A 16,190-nucleotide genomic window follows, 5' to 3' on the forward strand; every position below is an offset into this window, starting at 1 on the left:
GAAAGCTCGTCATTGAGACGCCGCCAATTCTGCGGGTCCACCGGCTCGCGGTGGCGATAGTCGGCGATGACCGGGTGGTAGTGCGCATCACGGACGCCCATTACGGGATCGGCCGGATTGAAGGCAGGAAGGACGTCCGGCGGCGTGGTTGCCGCGCATCCAGCAACCAATAGCGATGCGAGCATCGCGGAGCTTGCGATTTTCATTATAGACCTGAAGTTTGACGTATGCGTTTGGCCGCGCGGAAACGGATTCCCGGCGCTGCGCGCGAACGCCCGAAAGGGCGGCGTCAGTTCAGATGTGTCTGGGGGGTCTTATGAGCGCTTTATATTCGCCGAGCGGCAAAGTGACGGCAATGACGGGCGCAAAGCAGCGGGAGACCACATGCTCCAACTCGGGACAATCGACTGGCACCGCATGTGCTGGCGCGCAATGGACTTCACAGCTCTTGTCGGCGGATTGCTTGTCGCCGTGCTGATGCTCAGACGTGTCCGCGTCATTCCCGGTGGCGCCGTGATGGCCCATGTCGTGTGCAGGTGTCTCGCCCTGGAGATCCGCGCTGGCGTGAAAACCCGTGGCATTGGCCGTGGCAAACAAGCCAGGCTGGAGAGCCGACATGACTAGGAATACGACCGCCAGCAGAGCGCGGAGCGGTACGCTTCCTAGGATCGCGATTCGACCAACAGTCCTCATCGGCCCTTCCCACAATTGTTCGGCTGAGTTGTCAAGGCCGCCTTCGACGAGTTTGCTGCAGTGCAACCAAAAGTGAAGATGGTTGCACGGACGGTATGGCTCGAAGCCGCCATGCGCCACAAAATTTTTCATACATTTTTGTATGGCCCGTTTATGGCTCATGCCCAAATGAACGCGACTGTGCTGCAATTCCGCGATTCGGCTTAGGTCAGGCTCAGCACCGCTCCGGCAACAAGCAAATAACGCGAAACCTTCGCGAGAGCGACAAAGCTCCACAGCGGCTCGCGCATAACCCCAGCCACCATGGTCAGCGGACCGCCGATGATCGGCATCCAGCTCAACAAGAGCGACCATCTTCGATAACGGCAATACCAGTTCGTTGCCCGGTTGAGCGTCGCAGGACGCAGAGAAACCAGACTGTCCCGCAAGCGTTCAATCCCTCGACCAAGACCCCAGTTTGCCGGCGCACCCAGGACGTTGCCCATGCTGGCGACAAAAACCAGCGTTGCGGGCGAGAAGGAACCGGTAACGAGGAATACCGCAAGCGCGGCCTCCGATTGTGCCGGAAGGATGGTCGCCGCGGCGAAGGCAACAGCAAACAGACCGCCGTGTACGGCAAAGACTTCCATCTACTCGTCGCTTTGCGGAGTAGGCGTCAGGGTTGCACATCGATTACGACCATCAGTCCGCCGCCGCCCTTCTCTTCGACGTTGTTGTTGGTTGTATGATGCCCGATATGGCAATGGATCAACCATTTTCCGGGCCGACGTGCCTGCCAGACTACATCGTAGGGTTGCCCTGGTCCGACGTTGACCGTGTCGGCAAGGAATCGTGCCGACTCCGGGATAGTCCCGCCGTCGCGGGCGACAACTTCGAAGGGACCGCCGTGGATGTGCATCGGGTGGATAAACCCATCATTGGTGCCAATGAAGCGCACTTTCAGAGTTTCACCGACCTTCATCCTGATCGTGTCGGTTGACGGATAGGCGCGGCCAGGCGGCGCATGCCGAAGACTGCCCGAGCGACATGCTCAAGCCAAATCGCCCGCGTTAGGCGACGGACCTAACGGGTTCGAACGCGACATCGAGAACCGCGTCGAGCTGCCGGTCCATGAAACGCTCCGGTACGCTCTTTACCAGCAAGTTGCGAAGGGGGACGACAAGCGGGTTCTGCCATTGCGCGACTTTGGCATAGAGGCGCGATTCAGCCGCGACCCTATGCGCCCTGTCGAGACGACGCTTGTCATATTCGCGGAGGGCCTCGTCGGCTGGAAGCCGACCGAACAACGCTGTAAGAACTGCCGCGTCTTCCATGGCAAGTCCAGCTCCTTGCCCTAGATCGGGTGTCACGGCATGCGCGGCGTCGCCAAGCAAAACCGCATTTCCGCGCGTAAACGAGGGCATCGGATCGAGATCGAGTATATCCGTCCAGATCAGCGAGTCCGCCGGTGTCCGATCGAGGACCTCAGGGACGGGATCGTGAAAGCCGGAAAACATCGCCTTCACTCCGGCAAGATCGGCCTGAGCCAGCTTGGGGTCGTGTAGGCGCTCGGCGCCGCAGCACGCAAACCAGTAGACCCTTTCGCCGGGAATCGCGGCCAGCCCGATGCGTTTGCCGGCCCCCCAGCTCTCGGTAAGACGCGCAGGGTCCATTCCCTGGGGGAGACCGGGCGAGATGGCGCGCCAACAGGCGTAGCGGGCGAAATGCTCGCGCGACTCTGGAAAGAGTGCCCTACGAACAGCGGAGTGAATGCCATCGCAAGCGAGCACCAGCTCGCTTTCCACTATCTCCCCATCCGCGAAGTGCAGGACGATTTTGTCGCCGACCTGGCGGGCATCCACGCATTCCATGTCGGTGCGAATAATAGAGCGCGGCAGCTCCGTAAGAAGCGCCCGATGGAGATCGCCGCGGTGCAGCACGGCCATACTGAGGTGACCATATCGCTGGCTGAAGCGCTGAAAATCCGTCGATTGAAGGACTTGTCCTTCGTCGTCGAGAAGATCGAGTCTGTGTATCGGCTGCGCCTCGGCAACAACCGTTTCGTAGAGCCCGAGTACACGAAGGGCACGAAGCGCATTAGCGCTAAGACTGAGGCCCGCACCCAGAGGCTTTAGTTCGCTCGCCTGCTCGTAAATCTCGGTCTCCCATCCGAGGAGTCGCAGTCCCTTGGCAACTGCAAGTCCGGCGATTCCTGCGCCAATGATGACTGCGCGCATGTTCACGGTCCTTCGCCTTCTTCACGCGGGAACACTTTGCGACATCAAATTGTTCCCGGCGAAAGGCAGGTGAAACACGCCACACGCTTTCTCCAATTTCGCTCGAAGTGAGTTCTGCCGGGCCGAGCCAGGCTCTGGATGTGCTCGAGATTGCCAGGGCATGGTCAGAGGGCGGGCGATCCATTGCCGGTCCCCTGCCACGGGCATTTTGGTGCGGGATCTCAGAGAGGTGGCTCATTGATCCGTAGCTGATGAACTCTCTCTATGAGATCGAGCTAGTTCAGGATCTGGGTAAGGAACAGTTTGCTGCGCTGGTGACGCGGATGCGAGAAGAATTCCGAGGGCGTGTTCATCTCAACGATCTCGCCCTGGTCCATGAAGACGACGCGGTCGGCGATCTGGCGGGCAAATCCCATCTCGTGTGTGACACACAGCACGGTCATGCCATCCCCAGCCAGCGCGATCATGGTGTCGAGCACTTCTTTGACCATTTCCGGATCGAGTGCCGACGTCGGCTCGTCGAAGAGCATGATTTTCGGGCTCATACAGAGCGCGCGCGCGATCGCAACCCGCTGCTGCTGACCGCCTGAAAGCTGGCCGGGATATTTGTGCGCCTGGTCCGGAATCTTCACCCGTTCCAGATAATGCATGGCGGTCTGCTCGGCTTGCGCGCGCCGCATCCTGCGCACCCAGATCGGCGCCAGCGTCAGGTTCTCCAGAATGGTCAGGTGCGGGAACAGGTTGAAATGCTGGAACACCATGCCGATGTCGCGGCGAATTAGGTCTATCTTCTTCAAATCATTGGTGAGTTCGACGCCGTCGACGACGATCTGTCCCTGCTGGTGCTCCTCCAGCCGGTTGATGCAACGGATGATGGTCGACTTGCCCGAGCCCGAGGGCCCGCAGATCACCAGCTTTTCGCCGCGAAGGACTGTCAAGTTGATATCCTTCAGCACATGGAAGTTCCCGTACCACTTGTTCATCCCGGTCATTTCGATTGCCGGCGGATCATTGGGATCGGGGATGGGCGGAACGCGCTTGGCGGCGGACGATAACATCACAACATTTCCTAGTGAGCGGTGGGGCCGCGCCGCTCCAGGAAGTCGGCGAAGCGGGCGAATGAGAACGAGAGTGCGAAGAAGATCGCCCCGATAAACAGGAACGTCTCGGCCGCTGGCGATGGCCAGTCCGGGTCGGCCAGCGCCGCTTTACCGGAGCTGATCAGGTCGAACAGACCGACCACCAGGACAAGGCTGGTGTTCTTGATCATGACGATGATGGTGTTGGCGAGCGCCGGGATGGCCACCCGGATCGCCTGCGGCAGGATCACCAGATATTGCGTGCGCCAGAAGGGCAGGCCAACCGCAGCCGCGGCCTCGTACTGGCCATTCGGAATGGCCTGCAGGCCGCCGCGGATCACCTCGGCGAGATAAGCCGCGGCGAAAATGGTGAGCGCGACCAGCGCGCGCACGAACTTGTCAGGCAAGAGGGCCTCGGGCAGGAACAGCGGCATCATGATCGACGCTACGAACAGGATTGAGAGGAGCGGTAGTCCGCGCACCGATTCTATCAGGACTACAGCGCCGATGCGTATCGTGGGCATGGTCGAGCGCCTGGCCAGCGCCAGGAGGATGCCGACGGGGAAGGCGACGCCGATGGCAACGACGGTGAGGATGAGTGTCACCGGCAGGCCGCCCCAGGACGAGGTCGGAACCTCGGCTAGGCCGAAACCGCCGGCCATCAGCCAGAAGATCAACACGAGCGCCGCCACCCAGAGCGCTGCCAGCCGCGGAGCCCAGCTGGCGGGCCGCACCGACCAGGCAAGCAGCGCCAGGATGAGCACGCAGACGATGGCGGGGCGCCAGCGTTCGTCGAGCGGATAGATGCCGAACAGCAACTGCCCGGACTTGGCGTAGATGAAGCTCCAGCACGCTCCGGTGGCCACCCGGCACGCGCGTGGACTGGGGTCGAACAGCACGGCGTCGATTACCAGCCAGTGCAGCATCGGCGGCACCGTCGTGACGAGCAGAACGCCGAACAACAGCGTCAGGACGGCATTGAGCGGCGTGCCGAACAGGAGAATGGCTGACCGCCGCAAAGCGCCGAAGCGGATCTGTCCTGGCATTGGCTCGGCCGGAAGGGGAAGAGACAGGGCCTTCATGGTTCAGCGCTCCACGATGGCGATGCGACGGTTGTACCAATTGGCCGCGCTCGAGAGGCTCAGGTTGAGGGCGAGATAGACGCCGAGGATGATGAATACGCCCTCGATCGAATGGCTGGACTTGCTGATGATGGTGTTCATGACTGCAAGGAAGTCCGGATAGCCGACCGCGATCGCCAGCGTCGAATTCTTCACGACGTTGATGTATTGGCTGTTGAGCGGCGGGATGATCACCCGCAGCATCTGCGGGATGATGATCAGACGCAATATTTTGCTGCGCGGCAGGCCGAGCGAATGACCTGCGTCCCACTGACCGCGGCCGACCGAAAGCACGCCGCCGCGCACGATCTCGGCGACGAAGCCGGTGGTGTAGATGGTCAGCCCGATGAGGATGGTGCTGAGTTCGGGCGTCAGGTCCTTGCCGCCTTTGAAGTTCGACCCGGTGAAGGTCGGCCAGTCGACGGAGAACTTCGCATCGGCAAGCCAGAGCCCGGCAATGCCAACCGCGAGGATCGTCGGCGCGGCCAGCGGTGGCAGCCATCCTCTTCTCGCCGCCGCCCAGCCGGCGGCCGCCAGTGCCAGGGCGAGAGCAATGACGAGCAATCCCGCGGTGGCGACGTCCATGCTGACAGCCGGCACCACGAAGCCGCGCATGGAGGCATAAACGCCTGGCAGCGGATTGAGCGCTTCGCCGACCGGCGGCAGCACCTTCCACCACAGCGAATAGAGAAAGATCAGAAGCACGATCGGCGGTGAATTGCGTGCAACCTCCACCCATACGCGGCAGGTGCCCGCCGCCAGGGGATTGCTGCTCAGCCGGGTGATGCCGACGACGAGGCCGAGCGCGGATGAAAAGACGATGACGACGGCGGAGACGAAGACCGTATTGGCGAGCCCGGTCGCGATCGCCCAGTAATAGGGGTCCCGCGACTTGTAAGTGAGGATTGCTTCCGAGATGACGATCCTTGACGGCATCGTCAGGAAATCGAAGCCGATCGGGATGCCGCGTGCCCTGAGATTGGCGAAAGTCGTGCTGACGAGCAGGGCAGCGAAGGCGGCAGCCACGGCCACCAGGGCACACTGGATGATGATCGATCTGGTCCTGGCGTCGCTCAGCATTTCGACCTCGACGGTTCGCGGCGTTGGCAGGGAAAGGGAACGGCGGGTGCGTCCCCTTCATGTGCGGCTCAATCCCAGGGGAAAGGATAGTTGAGGCCGCCGTCCTTCCACAATGCGTTCAGGCCGCGCTCGACCTTCAGCGGGCTGTCCTTGCCGAGATTGCGATCCCAGATCTCGGCGTAGTTGCCCATTTGCTTGATGACGTTGTAGGCCCACTTGTCGTCCAATCCGAGCGGCTTGCCGAAACCGGGCTCCTCGCCCAGCACGCGTTTGACTTCCGGACTGCCCGAGGCAAGCTTTTCGTCGATGTTTTGCGAGGTGATGCCGTTGGCTTCGGCCCAGAACAGCGCATTGAGTGTCCAACGCACGACGTCGAAAAGCTGATCGTCACCGCGGGCGACCGCGACTCCATTGGGTTCGGCGGCCCTGCCGACCCGGATGATGTCGTAGTCGTCCGGGTTCTTGGCCACCGAGGCACGCTGTCCGGCTGCCGCGGTGCCGTCGGTGACGTAGGAATCGCAGCGGCCGCCAAAGAAGGCGTCGCGCGCTTGAACGGTCGAGTCGTAATAGACTTTCTCCATCGCGATCCCGAACTCTTCCTCGGTTTCCTCGATCGCTTTCTCGGTCAGGCTGCCACCGCCTTGCAGGCAGACGGTCTTTCCGTCGAGCAGTTTGGGCTCGGTAATCTTATCGGCCTTGCGCACGAGCATGCCGTCCGTGTCGTAGAGATTGATCCAGACGAAGCGGACAACCGTATCGCGACTGTAGGTGATGGTGGATGTGCGCGACAGAACGTCGATTTCCCCAGTCTGCAGCGCAGGAAAACGCTGGCCTGCGTTAAGCGGCACGTAACGGATCTTGTCTCTGTCGCCGAGGAGGGCGACCGCGAAAGTGCGGCAGATGTCGGAATCAAAGCCGCGATAATACCCCTTCTCGTCCGGCCGCGAGAGACCGGGCACGCCCTGGCTGGCGCCGCAGCTGACATAGCCGCGCTCCTTGATCTTGTTGATCACCGCCTGCGCGCTGGCGTCCACGGCGCCCGAACTCAGGCTGGCCAATCCTATCGCCAGACCCGTGAGCCATTTCAGACCTCGATGTTCCATAGTTATTTCCCTTGTCGTTGAGATTGTCATCATTCGGCGGCCTTGGCGTCGGCCGCGGCGGTTCCGTTGCGCCGGGCTTCAGCAAAGAGTTCGAAGGCCCGGGAAAGGTCGGCCAGAAGATCGTCGAGCGCCTCGAGGCCGATCGACAGGCGCCAGACCGGGCCGGGCTTCAGCCAGTCGAGGCTGGCGCGGCCCTTGCGCGGATCGCTGACGGCAATCAGCGAATGCACGCCGCCCCAGCTTGCGCCGAGCCTGAACAGCCGCAGGCTACGCAGAACATCGGATTGCAGTGGCGCCAGTTCCGGCCGCAGCACGAAGGAGAACACGCCCGCCGATCCGGCGAAGTCACGCTTCCAGACCGCGTGCCCGGGATGGCCAGGCTCCGCGGGATGCAAGATCTGCGCGACTTCCGGGCGCCCCGACAGCCAGGCGAGGATCTTGCGCGCGGTGCCGTCCGCATGACGCATGCGCACCGGCATAGTCATCAGACCACGCTCGCACAGCGCACAATCCTCCGGTGAGACGCCATAGCCGAGGAAGCGGGCCGTATCCTTCAGCTGCCGAAAAAGGGCTACGTCGTTGACCGCCACCGAGCCCATTAGAAGATCTCCATGGCCGCCGGCGTGTTTGGAAAGCGCCTGCATCGAGATGTCGACGCCATGAGCGAGCGGCTTGAACAGCAGATGAGAGGCCCAGGTGTTGTCGGCCGCAACGAGCGCACCGGCCCTGTGGGCCGCGGCCGTGATGGCTGGCACATCCTGAACTTCGAAGGTGGCTGAGCCAGGCGATTCTACCCAGACCAGCCGCGTTCTGCCGTCGATCATAGCCCCGATACTTGCGTCCAGCCGTGGATCGTAGGAAACCGCCTCGATCCCAAGGGGGCCGAGAAAACGCTCGGCCATGTCGCGCGCCGGGCCATAGAGCGTCTCCGGGATCAGAACCCTTTCGGCGCCACGGCAGATAGCCATGGTTGCCAGCGTCATGGCCGCCATGCCCGACGGAACGACGAGAGCCCGCGATCCGCCTTCCAGCACGGCGATGTGATCTTCGAGCTGCCGGCTGGTCGGCGTGCCGTAAAGTCCGTAGCTGAAACCGTCGTACAGACGCTCGATGCGACTCTCGAACGATTCCAGATCGTCAAAGACCACGGTCGAGGCCCGCTCGACCCGCATCGTCACCGCCTGGAATGGTTCCTCGGAGCGCTTGGGAGGATGGACATGGGCGGTGTCGTCGCGTCGGGTCATGGTGCACCTTAGCTGGCTCACCCATTGCCATCTATGACCGCAGCGATAAAGTTAATTCGTTTTTGATATGGGCCTCCCATGAACCTGCGTGACATCGACGTCTTCAACGCGATCATGATCACGCGCGGCGCCGGCGCGGCGGCAGCGCTGCTCGATACCTCGCAGCCGGCCATCAGCCGTTCGCTGGCCAAGCTGGAAGCCGAGCTCGGCTTCAGGCTCTTCGACCGCATTCGCGGCAGGCTGGTGCCGACACGCGAAGGGGAGCTGTTCCACGCCGAAGTGAAAGCTAGCTTGGTTGGGCTCGACCGGCTCAAACTGCGCGCGGCCCAGATCAAGGAGGTGGGTACCGGAACGGTCCGCGTAGCCAGCTTGTCGGCGCTTGGGCATGGCCTGGTGCCACGCGCCATCGCCGCCTTCTCCGGCCGGCATCCGCAAGTACGCATCAGCTATCAGGTCCGGACCTCCAATATCGTGCGCGACCTGGTGGCATCTGGCAGTTTCGATATTGGGCTGGCGGCCGACGAGGTCGACACAAGCGGCGTGCTGCACAGCGTATTCAACACGCCGCGCGCCGTCTGCGTGATGCCGAAGGGCCACCGTCTGGCGCGCAAGCAGATGATCACGCCGGCCGATCTTGCCGATGAGGCTTTCTTGGCATTGTCGCCGGAAGACACGGTGAGGCTCGCCATGGACAAGATCCTAGCCTCGCATGCCGTGCGGCCGCGTATCCTGATCGAAACGCCTTACGGCCTGACGATCGCTATCCTCGCGGCGAAAGGCATGGGGATTGGCCTAGTTAATCCGTCGGTCATTGCCGACCGCATGATCGGCGGAATCGTTGCAAAGCCATTCGAGCCGGCCGTTCACTTCCGCGCACTGCTCCTGCGCCCGCCGGATGGCATCAACTCGACATTGATCACCGACTTCATTGCCGAGCTCTACGCCGCACGAAATGCTCTATCGAGCGAACCCTAGGCGAGCGCAATGCTCCGCTTGCCCGCTGATTCAGCATGTAGTGGCTACGCCTCACGCATACGATCGCTCCAGGATCGCGGCTTCTGAGTTCGGCCGCACAATCCGTCCGACCTGACGGAAACGGAGTGCTTGCCGCCCGTGTACGTCACGGCTTGGTTAGAAAGTGAGCCAAATCCAAATGTCGGAACCGGGCGAGGGCGCGGTGTGGCGTTGTCGATAACCGTCTTAGTCAGCTTTGGCACAGACGCTCCTTACTCACCACAAACTCACCACAAACTCATCACAAAGCGGCGAGCATTGGAGTAAGACAGCGTATCGCTGAGAACCGTAATTTCACTAACTTACTGTACTACAACGGTATTGTCGCACTTTAGCGAACTCTAGCGACGTCCCTTCGATCCGCGTTGCTCGCCCTCCGAAGGCAGAGGTCACAGGTTCGAATCCTGTCGGGTGCGCCAAATCTCAAACGGTCCATTCTGGACACATAGGTTACGGTTTATACCGGAGACATGGTGGACCGCATCCCTGGGTGAGACACCAATTAGCGACGGTTTCCCAGATTTTGGATTGCGCACGGCATCATAACGCAACGGTTAGGTAGGCGACCGCGGGAAGTCCCGCAGGGGTCAAGCTTGTGTAAAAACGCCGGGCCTGGCTCCAATCAGATCCGTGGATCGTATACTGTGATGAGACGTCGGGACCGAGGATCAGCGGATATGGACGAGGAGGGCTTGGCCGAGATCTCAGCCCGATATATTCGCTTCGCCGATACGGAAGCTCGCGGTCGCTCGCCGCTCTACGAGGAGTTGGCTCGGGCAGTCGCTGGGGATCGGGGGGCGCTCGGTTTCCTGTCGACCCTTCCGGACCTAAAGCGGCAACCGAACCTTCTACTTGCAGCGGTGCGTCACCTGTTCGGCACGCCGACAGGGTGGACCGAGTTTCGCCAGGCGCTTCAGGCCAATCCCGACGCTATCCGCTCGCTCATGCTCGAGCGCTCAACGCAAACCAACGAGCCGGGGAGGTGCGCCACCCTGCTCCCCGTCCTGGCGCGTTTGCCGCAGCCGCTGGCCCTCATCGAGGTCGGGACCTCCGCAGGGCTCTGCCTCATGCCCGACCTCTACGGCTATGACTACGGACGCAAGGTGATCCGCGCACCCGCGATGGCCTTGGAGCCGCCTGTCTTCCGATGCCTCGCCAGCGAAACAACGCCGTTGCCGACGGCCTTACCGCAAGTCGTCTGGCGGGCGGGATTGGACCTGAGCCCGATAGATGCTTCGGACGACTCGCAAGTCGCATGGCTTGAGACACTGGTCTGGCCGGAACAGACAGCACGGCTCGCCAATCTGCGGGCGGCCCTGAAGATCGCTGCCACAGTCAAGCCTCGGGTGGTGAAGGGCGACCTGCGCGGGAGCGACCTCGTGCAACTCTGCAACGAAGCACCAAAGGACGCTACACTCGTCATCTTTCACACAGCCGTCCTCGACTATGTCTCCGACCCTGGTGACAGAGAAGCTTTCGCCGAGCAGGCGATGCGTCTCTCGCCTTATTGGGTATCGAACGAGTTCCCTCGCGTCTTCCCGTCCATCGCCACACGCGCCGGAACAAGCTGGCCGCCCGGCCGCTTCCTCCTGTCTGCGAACGGCTCCCCTGTAGCTTGGACTGACCCGCATGGCGCCTCGCTCGAATGGATCGCGGACGAGGCGTAGGCTGTAGGTGGTGGATTGCCGTCCTTGGCCAGAGACGCCATCAGTTCTCAGTTTCATCTATGCTCGTTTGGACTACTCGCGTCTGGAATTCGTTGGAAGCGACCTCTCCGGCTTGCCCTGTCGCCGCCTCTACCGGACGGCTGAGAAAGAGAACGGCGCGCGGAGGGGTACGAAGAGCGCTCCACAGTCGGGAACCACAGCTGTCGGCAAGCCGTTTACGCTGCAAACCCCGCCTGGCGATCCTCAGAGCCGGGCGAGTTCTCCAGAGAACCAAATTGGAGATTTGATCATGACAAGCGCTGCCGACCGCGATCCGCGCCACCACACGCAGAAAATGCAGAAAAAGTTGGAGGAGGTGAAGCAGCACCTTCGCGAGGACATCGAGAAGGTCGATGAGCCGCAGCTGAAGGCGATGTTCGAGACGTCCGCCGAGGTGATCGGCGGCCTCCAGAAGGCGTTCCAGGACTATGAACAGAAGAATGAACCGGCCTGGCGTTGAACAACTTCTTCGTGAGTTAATTTCGAAGGGAGCGCCCCCGTGCCTGCACCACCCGAAATGGATGTCGTTCTCGAACAGCTGCCCTTGAGGATCGGCGCCTATATCCCCGATGACTTGCTGGAGGACTGGTTTGCGCCGGGAACCGGCATGAACCCGGTCAGCAAGGAGGCGCTTGCCGCCGCCAAGAACTACGGCTGGCGTTTCGAATGCGATTTCAAGCACTACCCGGAACGCAAGGAGGGCGTGTTCTGGAAGTGGGTGCCGGCGATCTGATCCGCGCTGGAACGGTTCGTCGTTTCACCTGCCGCCATCGGCGTCGATCGGTTCACGTCTGTTCATGGCGTGCTCCCTGGCGTTGAAATCCCTCAACGCACGGCCGGCACTTTCGATCACTCGCCCTCTTCGATCATTGGCCTCGAAAGCTTTGCCGGGCCGCCCTTCGGCCGCGGCTGGCAAGGATGGTGGTTAGCGTGACCGGACGAAAATCCCAGCTGTCGACGCCGACATCATACTGACGCGTGACCGGGGTCAGCCGGCCGTGGGAATGGCCATGCAGGTCGATCGATTTCCTGCCGATCTGGTTCCAGGTGCGAAAAGGGTAGTGGCAAAGGATCAGCAGACTGCCGTCGAGCGTCAGCTCCTTGTAGTGCTGCGTGCTCGCCCAACCCGTGGCGTCGATGGTGGCCGCAGCATCGTTGTTGCCGATGATCAGATGCTTGCTGCCATGAAGAGACGACAGAAGCGACGACACGAATGCGGCCGATCCCCTGGCGAAATCGCCGAGATGCCAGACCTCGTCGTCTGGCCCGACAGTCTCGTTCCAGAACGCAATGAGCGCCCGGTCATGTTCCGCCAGCGAGCCGAACGGGCGGCGGTCGATGCGCAAAATGCGCGGGTCGCTGAAATGCGTGTCGGCGGTGAAGTAGATCATGCGCTGGAGCCTGTTTCGAACTGCCGATCTGGGCGCGTGGCGCACCAAGTCCATCTCGCTCTCCCCGATGCCTGCTCAACCCGCTCGATCGCCGGTTGTTCCTGTAAGCAAGCCTGGGCGGTTTCCGCTCGCCGGAACTTTAAAAAGGGGGAACTTTAAAAAGGGCGAACTTTGAAACGGGGGAACTTTGAAATGAGACGCAGGTTAGGGTGCTTGACGCCGATGCTCTGAAAGGACCTCGACGATGACCGACGCAGCACCTCTTGCGCGAAGCCCGGCTCAGGCGCGAGGCGATATCGACGCCGGACGCGAAGGGGACAAGACCCCGGGCATCGATCCGGCTGCGGCTCCCATGGAAACGGACGCGGAATCCGCCGGCAGCGCTCCGCCGAAGAACCCTGCCGCGCGCCATGAAACGTCGGAGTTCACCAACCAGGCAAGCTATGCCAATGCGATGCGCCCGTTGAAGGACGAGCCGGACGTCCAACCGCGCAGATACGGGCCGGTCCTGGTGATTGCCGCCATCGTCGTGCTGGCCGCGGCGGTTTTCATCGGCGCAGCCATGCTGCGCTGAATGCCGCCTATCCGAGAGCTGTGGCTGGACATTTTGTGTCCGGTCGGGAACTTGCTGACGCACCAGGTTCAGGCGTGAACGAGTCTGCTGCACAGTGACCACGACCCATCAATTCTTTGCCCGTGACGCCACCATCGTGGCGCGCGACATGATTGGCGCCTCGCTGCTCTTGCACGGCGTTGGCGGCATCATCGTCGAGACCGAGGCCTATCGCCCGGATGACCCGGCTTCGCATGCTTTCGGTGGCAGGACGGTGCGCAACGGCGCAATGTTCGGCGCCCCAGGCAGCGCGTATGTCTATCGCTCCTATGGCCTGCATTGGTGCCTCAATGCCGTCTGCCTGCCCGGCAGTGCCGTGCTTATTCGCGCAATCGAACCGCAATCCGGGCTGGACGTGATGCGGGCCAATCGCGGCGTTGACGATGCCCGGCTGCTTTGTTCGGGACCGGGTCGCGTTTGCCAGGCGCTGGCAATCGACAAATCCCATGACGGGCTGCCGCTGGACGTGCCGCCATTCGAATTCAGGCAGCCGGGCGACGCCAGCGCCATTCTTACAGGCCGCCGGATCGGCATTTCCAAGGCTGCCGATGCGGAGTGGCGGTTCGGCCTTCGCGGGTCGGATTATTTGAGCCGCAGGTTCTGACGCCTGCGGCAGCGGCAGAGCAGCTGCCTGGCATCACTCGTCGGGTTTGCCGAGATGCATAGGCGTTCTCTGTTGGCGGGCTTCGCTGGTCACCTCGTCGGCTCCGGCAGGTGAAATCCCTCGCAACGCCTTCGCGGCTTCGATCAGGCGCCCACGATCATTGCCGAAGCTCTTGATCAGCTGGCGGACCTGGTCGGCGGTGATCCCGTTCTGTTGGGCAAAATACTCGACCTCGCGGTCGTCTTCCGCAGCAACGCGATCGCGGTCGCGGAAATCTCGCTTGCTCTTATCGTCAGCCATTTTTTCCTCCTGGTGGAGCTTCGCATCAATGGCAACGTGGGCAAGCGGCTTTCGTTGCCGCGACCAGGCGGACTTTTGCGCCGTCGTTCCGACTGACCAGGAACCATGAGGCGAGCAGCCGGTTTGGCTTGGATGCAGCAGCCACCAATTCATACCGATGGAGATTACGATGACGCTCGCAAGCAAAACCACTGTAGCTGCCGCGGCGCTGGCCATGTTGGCCGCGCCGGCATTCGGCCAGACGAGCCCGCCCGCAGCGCCGGCGCCGGGGCATGGCGCCGAACAGTCGCCCGCAGCGAACGGGCAGGACGCCATGCGCGATATGATGCGCCAGATGATGACCGAAATGCTGGAAGAGAGAATGCAAGAAGATCGCGCGCCCTGGAGAGAACGGCGAGGTCATTGGCAGCGTGACCACAGGATGGGCCCGCCTGAGCGAGGGTGGGAGATGGGAGAGCGCGGCGGCATTGCACGCGGGATGCATGGCGCGAGGATGCGAATGATGTTCGCCATAGTAGATGCGGACGGCGATGGCGCGCTTTCTCAAAGCGAAGTCCAGGATTTCGTCGGGCGGATATTCAACGCCGTCGATGAGGACGGTGACGGCAGCGTCGACATGCAGGAAATCCGATCCTTCTTCCACGGAGCAGATGCCGAGGATCAGGAGTAAATCCCTGCGGGTCGGCAGGAGGCCTGTCGGCCGGGGAGGGTGAAAAGCGCTGGCAACTGGATACCAGGCTGCCAGCCGGGGAGATGCGTTCCTTGGCTGGCCCTCGAACGCCGGCGGACCAATCAGACCAGCAGGGATTCGTTGGCCATGACAGAGAGAACTACTGAGAAAACCCCTACCATCGCTCGTATCTGGCGCGGCAGGACCGTGCCTGAAAAGGCGGATGCCTATGACAGTTACAATTACGAAGCCGGTATCAAGCCGCTGATCGAGAAGGCGCTGGGCGTGCAGACCTTTCGCGAGGATACGCCTACCCATTCGGAATTCGTGACGATTTCCTATTGGGAAAACGTTGAGGCGATGGCGGCGTTCACCGGCGGCGATCCGACAAAAATCCACCATCTGGAGCGGGACGAAGAGTTCCTGATCGAGCTGCCGTCTGCGGTGCAGGTGTTGCGCATCCGCTCCAGCCACGGTCGCCTGCAATAGCCCATGGGGAGCGCTGCCCGGTTCGGCCCGATCTAGGAAATCGCCCTCAAATCGATTTCGGTGATATGCCAGCGGCCGAGATTTGCGGTGTAGAGCTTGTCGCCCTTGAAGGCGATGTTCGTGGGATGGGCGAGCGTCGTTGCCGCGGGATCCTCGATCAGCACCTCGAGCCCGCTATCCTGTCGCCAACGATAGATGCGGCTCGGCTCGTAGCACGAGATGAACAGCGAACCGTCCGGCGCGAAGGCGACGCCATCGGGAACGTTGTTCACGCCGTCCACGACGAGCTGGCGAGGTCCTGCCGTGCCGTCCGCACGGATCGGCACATAGCTGACGCAGGCCGCATGGCTTTCCACCACATAAAGCCCGCTCCCATCCGGCGCCATCGCCATGCCGTTGGCGAAGGCCATCGCCTCGCTGCACCACAGGCCGCCTTCGCCGGTCTTCAAATCATAGCGGAAGATGCCGGAGCGGTTGTCTTCGCCTACGCTGTCGGAAACGTAGAGCCAGCCGCGCGCCTCGTCGATCACGGGATAGTTCGGCACGCGAATGCCGGCCGAAGCGAAGCGCGTCATATCAGCCGTCGCGGCATTCCAGCGAAAGATCGCCGAATGTCTCAAATCGCAGGCAAAACAGTTTCCCGCGCTATCGAAGGCTATAGCGAGCAGAAAGCCATCCGTGCCGCCCATGCGTTCGACCGAGCTGCCATCGGCGGCGAGGCGCAGCAGGTCGCCGGTTTCGGTGCCGCACCAGATCGAGCCGTCGCGATGGATGGCCACGCCTTCCGGATGCGCGACGCGCGGGCTGGTGAAGATGCCGTCGAAGAAGACCTTCGCGGCCGACATTTCGAGCAACGGCTTTGCCATG

At 61.9% G+C, this 16,190-nt stretch carries 19 protein-coding genes and 1 pseudogene; 9 read left to right on the forward strand and 11 right to left on the reverse strand.

Annotated elements, in window-relative coordinates; all coding sequences use genetic code 11:
• The first annotated feature begins 117 nt into the window (after nucleotides 1–117).
• The gene (locus RQ479_RS20620) at nucleotides 118–624 is read left to right on the forward strand and encodes a hypothetical protein (protein WP_376702421.1); all 507 of its coding nucleotides are present in this window, start codon (nucleotides 118–120) and stop codon (nucleotides 622–624) included.
• A 272-nt stretch (nucleotides 625–896) separates the two neighbouring features.
• Here the strand turns inward: RQ479_RS20620 and RQ479_RS20625 are convergent, their stop codons facing one another.
• From RQ479_RS20625 to RQ479_RS20660, 8 genes and pseudogenes are all read right to left on the reverse strand, one after another.
• The gene (locus RQ479_RS20625; protein WP_376702422.1) at nucleotides 897–1,322 is read right to left on the reverse strand and encodes a YqaA family protein; all 426 of its coding nucleotides are present in this window, start codon (nucleotides 1,320–1,322) and stop codon (nucleotides 897–899) included.
• Between the two features lie 26 nt (nucleotides 1,323–1,348).
• Nucleotides 1,349–1,687: pseudogene (locus tag RQ479_RS20630) on the reverse strand (multicopper oxidase domain-containing protein); the annotation flags it as partial.
• Nucleotides 1,688–1,742: 55 nt separating this feature from the next.
• Nucleotides 1,743–2,909 (reverse strand): FAD-dependent monooxygenase, encoded by a 1,167-nt coding sequence (locus RQ479_RS20635; protein WP_376702423.1) that lies wholly within the window; start codon nucleotides 2,907–2,909, stop codon nucleotides 1,743–1,745.
• 275 nt (nucleotides 2,910–3,184) lie between these two features.
• Nucleotides 3,185–3,967 carry an amino acid ABC transporter ATP-binding protein gene (locus RQ479_RS20640; RefSeq protein WP_376702424.1) on the reverse strand — a complete coding sequence of 261 codons (783 nt, stop codon included), beginning with the start codon at nucleotides 3,965–3,967 and terminating at the stop codon, nucleotides 3,185–3,187.
• Nucleotides 3,968–3,978: 11 nt separating this feature from the next.
• Nucleotides 3,979–5,070: an amino acid ABC transporter permease gene (locus RQ479_RS20645; protein WP_292659233.1), complete on the reverse strand. Its 1,092-nt coding sequence runs from the start codon at nucleotides 5,068–5,070 to the stop codon at nucleotides 3,979–3,981.
• Nucleotides 5,071–5,073: 3 nt separating this feature from the next.
• Nucleotides 5,074–6,189 (reverse strand): amino acid ABC transporter permease, encoded by a 1,116-nt coding sequence (locus RQ479_RS20650; protein ID WP_376702425.1) that lies wholly within the window; start codon nucleotides 6,187–6,189, stop codon nucleotides 5,074–5,076.
• A gap of 68 nt (nucleotides 6,190–6,257) precedes the next feature.
• On the reverse strand, nucleotides 6,258–7,292 hold the full coding sequence (locus RQ479_RS20655; protein WP_376702426.1) for a transporter substrate-binding domain-containing protein: 1,035 nt from the start codon (nucleotides 7,290–7,292) through the stop codon (nucleotides 6,258–6,260).
• Nucleotides 7,293–7,321: 29 nt separating this feature from the next.
• Entirely contained in the window at nucleotides 7,322–8,536 is a 1,215-nt protein-coding gene (locus RQ479_RS20660; protein WP_376702427.1) for a trans-sulfuration enzyme family protein, read from the reverse strand.
• Nucleotides 8,537–8,614: 78 nt separating this feature from the next.
• Between RQ479_RS20660 and RQ479_RS20665 the strand changes: the two genes are divergently transcribed.
• The 4 genes from RQ479_RS20665 to RQ479_RS20680 all read left to right on the forward strand — a co-directional run bounded on the left by RQ479_RS20665 (nucleotide 8,615) and on the right by RQ479_RS20680 (nucleotide 11,989).
• Nucleotides 8,615–9,511 (forward strand): LysR family transcriptional regulator, encoded by an 897-nt coding sequence (locus tag RQ479_RS20665; protein ID WP_376702428.1) that lies wholly within the window; start codon nucleotides 8,615–8,617, stop codon nucleotides 9,509–9,511.
• 716 nt (nucleotides 9,512–10,227) lie between these two features.
• Complete coding sequence (locus RQ479_RS20670; protein ID WP_376702429.1) at nucleotides 10,228–11,217, forward strand: DUF2332 domain-containing protein; 990 nt, start codon at nucleotides 10,228–10,230, stop codon at nucleotides 11,215–11,217.
• 289 nt (nucleotides 11,218–11,506) lie between these two features.
• Nucleotides 11,507–11,716: a hypothetical protein gene (locus tag RQ479_RS20675; RefSeq protein WP_352474763.1), complete on the forward strand. Its 210-nt coding sequence runs from the start codon at nucleotides 11,507–11,509 to the stop codon at nucleotides 11,714–11,716.
• A 39-nt stretch (nucleotides 11,717–11,755) separates the two neighbouring features.
• Nucleotides 11,756–11,989 carry a hypothetical protein gene (locus RQ479_RS20680; protein ID WP_023720474.1) on the forward strand — a complete coding sequence of 78 codons (234 nt, stop codon included), beginning with the start codon at nucleotides 11,756–11,758 and terminating at the stop codon, nucleotides 11,987–11,989.
• A gap of 133 nt (nucleotides 11,990–12,122) precedes the next feature.
• On the opposite strand, the gene RQ479_RS20685 is transcribed toward RQ479_RS20680, so the two are convergent.
• Nucleotides 12,123–12,647, reverse strand: a complete 525-nt coding sequence (locus tag RQ479_RS20685) for a metallophosphoesterase (protein WP_376705983.1) — start codon at nucleotides 12,645–12,647, stop codon at nucleotides 12,123–12,125.
• A gap of 244 nt (nucleotides 12,648–12,891) precedes the next feature.
• Here RQ479_RS20685 and RQ479_RS20690 point away from each other — a divergent pair, with 244 nt between their 5' ends.
• Together RQ479_RS20690 and RQ479_RS20695 are read left to right on the forward strand one after the other, a co-directional pair.
• Nucleotides 12,892–13,221 (forward strand): hypothetical protein, encoded by a 330-nt coding sequence (locus RQ479_RS20690; protein ID WP_376702430.1) that lies wholly within the window; start codon nucleotides 12,892–12,894, stop codon nucleotides 13,219–13,221.
• Between the two features lie 148 nt (nucleotides 13,222–13,369).
• Nucleotides 13,370–13,864 carry a DNA-3-methyladenine glycosylase gene (locus RQ479_RS20695; protein WP_376705984.1) on the forward strand — a complete coding sequence of 165 codons (495 nt, stop codon included), beginning with the start codon at nucleotides 13,370–13,372 and terminating at the stop codon, nucleotides 13,862–13,864.
• A gap of 33 nt (nucleotides 13,865–13,897) precedes the next feature.
• Here the strand turns inward: RQ479_RS20695 and RQ479_RS20700 are convergent, their stop codons facing one another.
• Nucleotides 13,898–14,164, reverse strand: coding sequence for a DUF3606 domain-containing protein (locus RQ479_RS20700; protein ID WP_352716288.1), 267 nt, complete (start codon nucleotides 14,162–14,164; stop codon nucleotides 13,898–13,900).
• A gap of 169 nt (nucleotides 14,165–14,333) precedes the next feature.
• Between RQ479_RS20700 and RQ479_RS20705 the strand changes: the two genes are divergently transcribed.
• Nucleotides 14,334–14,834: an EF-hand domain-containing protein gene (locus tag RQ479_RS20705; RefSeq protein WP_376702431.1), complete on the forward strand. Its 501-nt coding sequence runs from the start codon at nucleotides 14,334–14,336 to the stop codon at nucleotides 14,832–14,834.
• A 147-nt stretch (nucleotides 14,835–14,981) separates the two neighbouring features.
• On the forward strand, nucleotides 14,982–15,323 hold the full coding sequence (locus tag RQ479_RS20710; RefSeq protein WP_376702432.1) for a hypothetical protein: 342 nt from the start codon (nucleotides 14,982–14,984) through the stop codon (nucleotides 15,321–15,323).
• Between the two features lie 32 nt (nucleotides 15,324–15,355).
• On the opposite strand, the gene RQ479_RS20715 is transcribed toward RQ479_RS20710, so the two are convergent.
• Entirely contained in the window at nucleotides 15,356–16,189 is an 834-nt protein-coding gene (locus RQ479_RS20715) for an SMP-30/gluconolactonase/LRE family protein (protein WP_376702433.1), read from the reverse strand.
• Nucleotide 16,190 lies beyond the last annotated feature (1 nt).

Origin of the sequence: Mesorhizobium sp. ISC25, from assembly GCF_042295465.1 — a bacterium.
Lineage (GTDB): Bacteria > Pseudomonadota > Alphaproteobacteria > Rhizobiales > Rhizobiaceae > Mesorhizobium.

Excerpts from the sequence above, each read along its gene's own strand:
- RQ479_RS20710 (WP_376702432.1), top strand. The coding sequence starts at position 14,982 with ATGACAGAGAGAACTACTGAGAAAACCCCTACCATCGCTCGTATCTGG.
- RQ479_RS20685 (WP_376705983.1), bottom strand. The coding sequence starts at position 12,647 with ATGATCTACTTCACCGCCGACACGCATTTCAGCGACCCGCGCATTTTG.
- RQ479_RS20640 (WP_376702424.1), bottom strand. The coding sequence starts at position 3,967 with ATGTTATCGTCCGCCGCCAAGCGCGTTCCGCCCATCCCCGATCCCAAT.
- RQ479_RS20665 (WP_376702428.1), top strand. The coding sequence starts at position 8,615 with ATGAACCTGCGTGACATCGACGTCTTCAACGCGATCATGATCACGCGC.
- RQ479_RS20700 (WP_352716288.1), bottom strand. The coding sequence starts at position 14,164 with ATGGCTGACGATAAGAGCAAGCGAGATTTCCGCGACCGCGATCGCGTT.
- RQ479_RS20645 (WP_292659233.1), bottom strand. The coding sequence starts at position 5,070 with ATGAAGGCCCTGTCTCTTCCCCTTCCGGCCGAGCCAATGCCAGGACAG.
- RQ479_RS20705 (WP_376702431.1), top strand. The coding sequence starts at position 14,334 with ATGACGCTCGCAAGCAAAACCACTGTAGCTGCCGCGGCGCTGGCCATG.
- RQ479_RS20635 (WP_376702423.1), bottom strand. The coding sequence starts at position 2,909 with ATGCGCGCAGTCATCATTGGCGCAGGAATCGCCGGACTTGCAGTTGCC.
- RQ479_RS20660 (WP_376702427.1), bottom strand. The coding sequence starts at position 8,536 with ATGACCCGACGCGACGACACCGCCCATGTCCATCCTCCCAAGCGCTCC.
- RQ479_RS20675 (WP_352474763.1), top strand. The coding sequence starts at position 11,507 with ATGACAAGCGCTGCCGACCGCGATCCGCGCCACCACACGCAGAAAATG.
- RQ479_RS20625 (WP_376702422.1), bottom strand. The coding sequence starts at position 1,322 with ATGGAAGTCTTTGCCGTACACGGCGGTCTGTTTGCTGTTGCCTTCGCC.
- RQ479_RS20650 (WP_376702425.1), bottom strand. The coding sequence starts at position 6,189 with ATGCTGAGCGACGCCAGGACCAGATCGATCATCATCCAGTGTGCCCTG.
- RQ479_RS20695 (WP_376705984.1), top strand. The coding sequence starts at position 13,370 with ATGATTGGCGCCTCGCTGCTCTTGCACGGCGTTGGCGGCATCATCGTC.
- RQ479_RS20655 (WP_376702426.1), bottom strand. The coding sequence starts at position 7,292 with ATGGAACATCGAGGTCTGAAATGGCTCACGGGTCTGGCGATAGGATTG.
- RQ479_RS20715 (WP_376702433.1), bottom strand. The coding sequence starts at position 16,189 with ATGGCAAAGCCGTTGCTCGAAATGTCGGCCGCGAAGGTCTTCTTCGAC.
- RQ479_RS20670 (WP_376702429.1), top strand. The coding sequence starts at position 10,228 with ATGGACGAGGAGGGCTTGGCCGAGATCTCAGCCCGATATATTCGCTTC.
- RQ479_RS20690 (WP_376702430.1), top strand. The coding sequence starts at position 12,892 with ATGACCGACGCAGCACCTCTTGCGCGAAGCCCGGCTCAGGCGCGAGGC.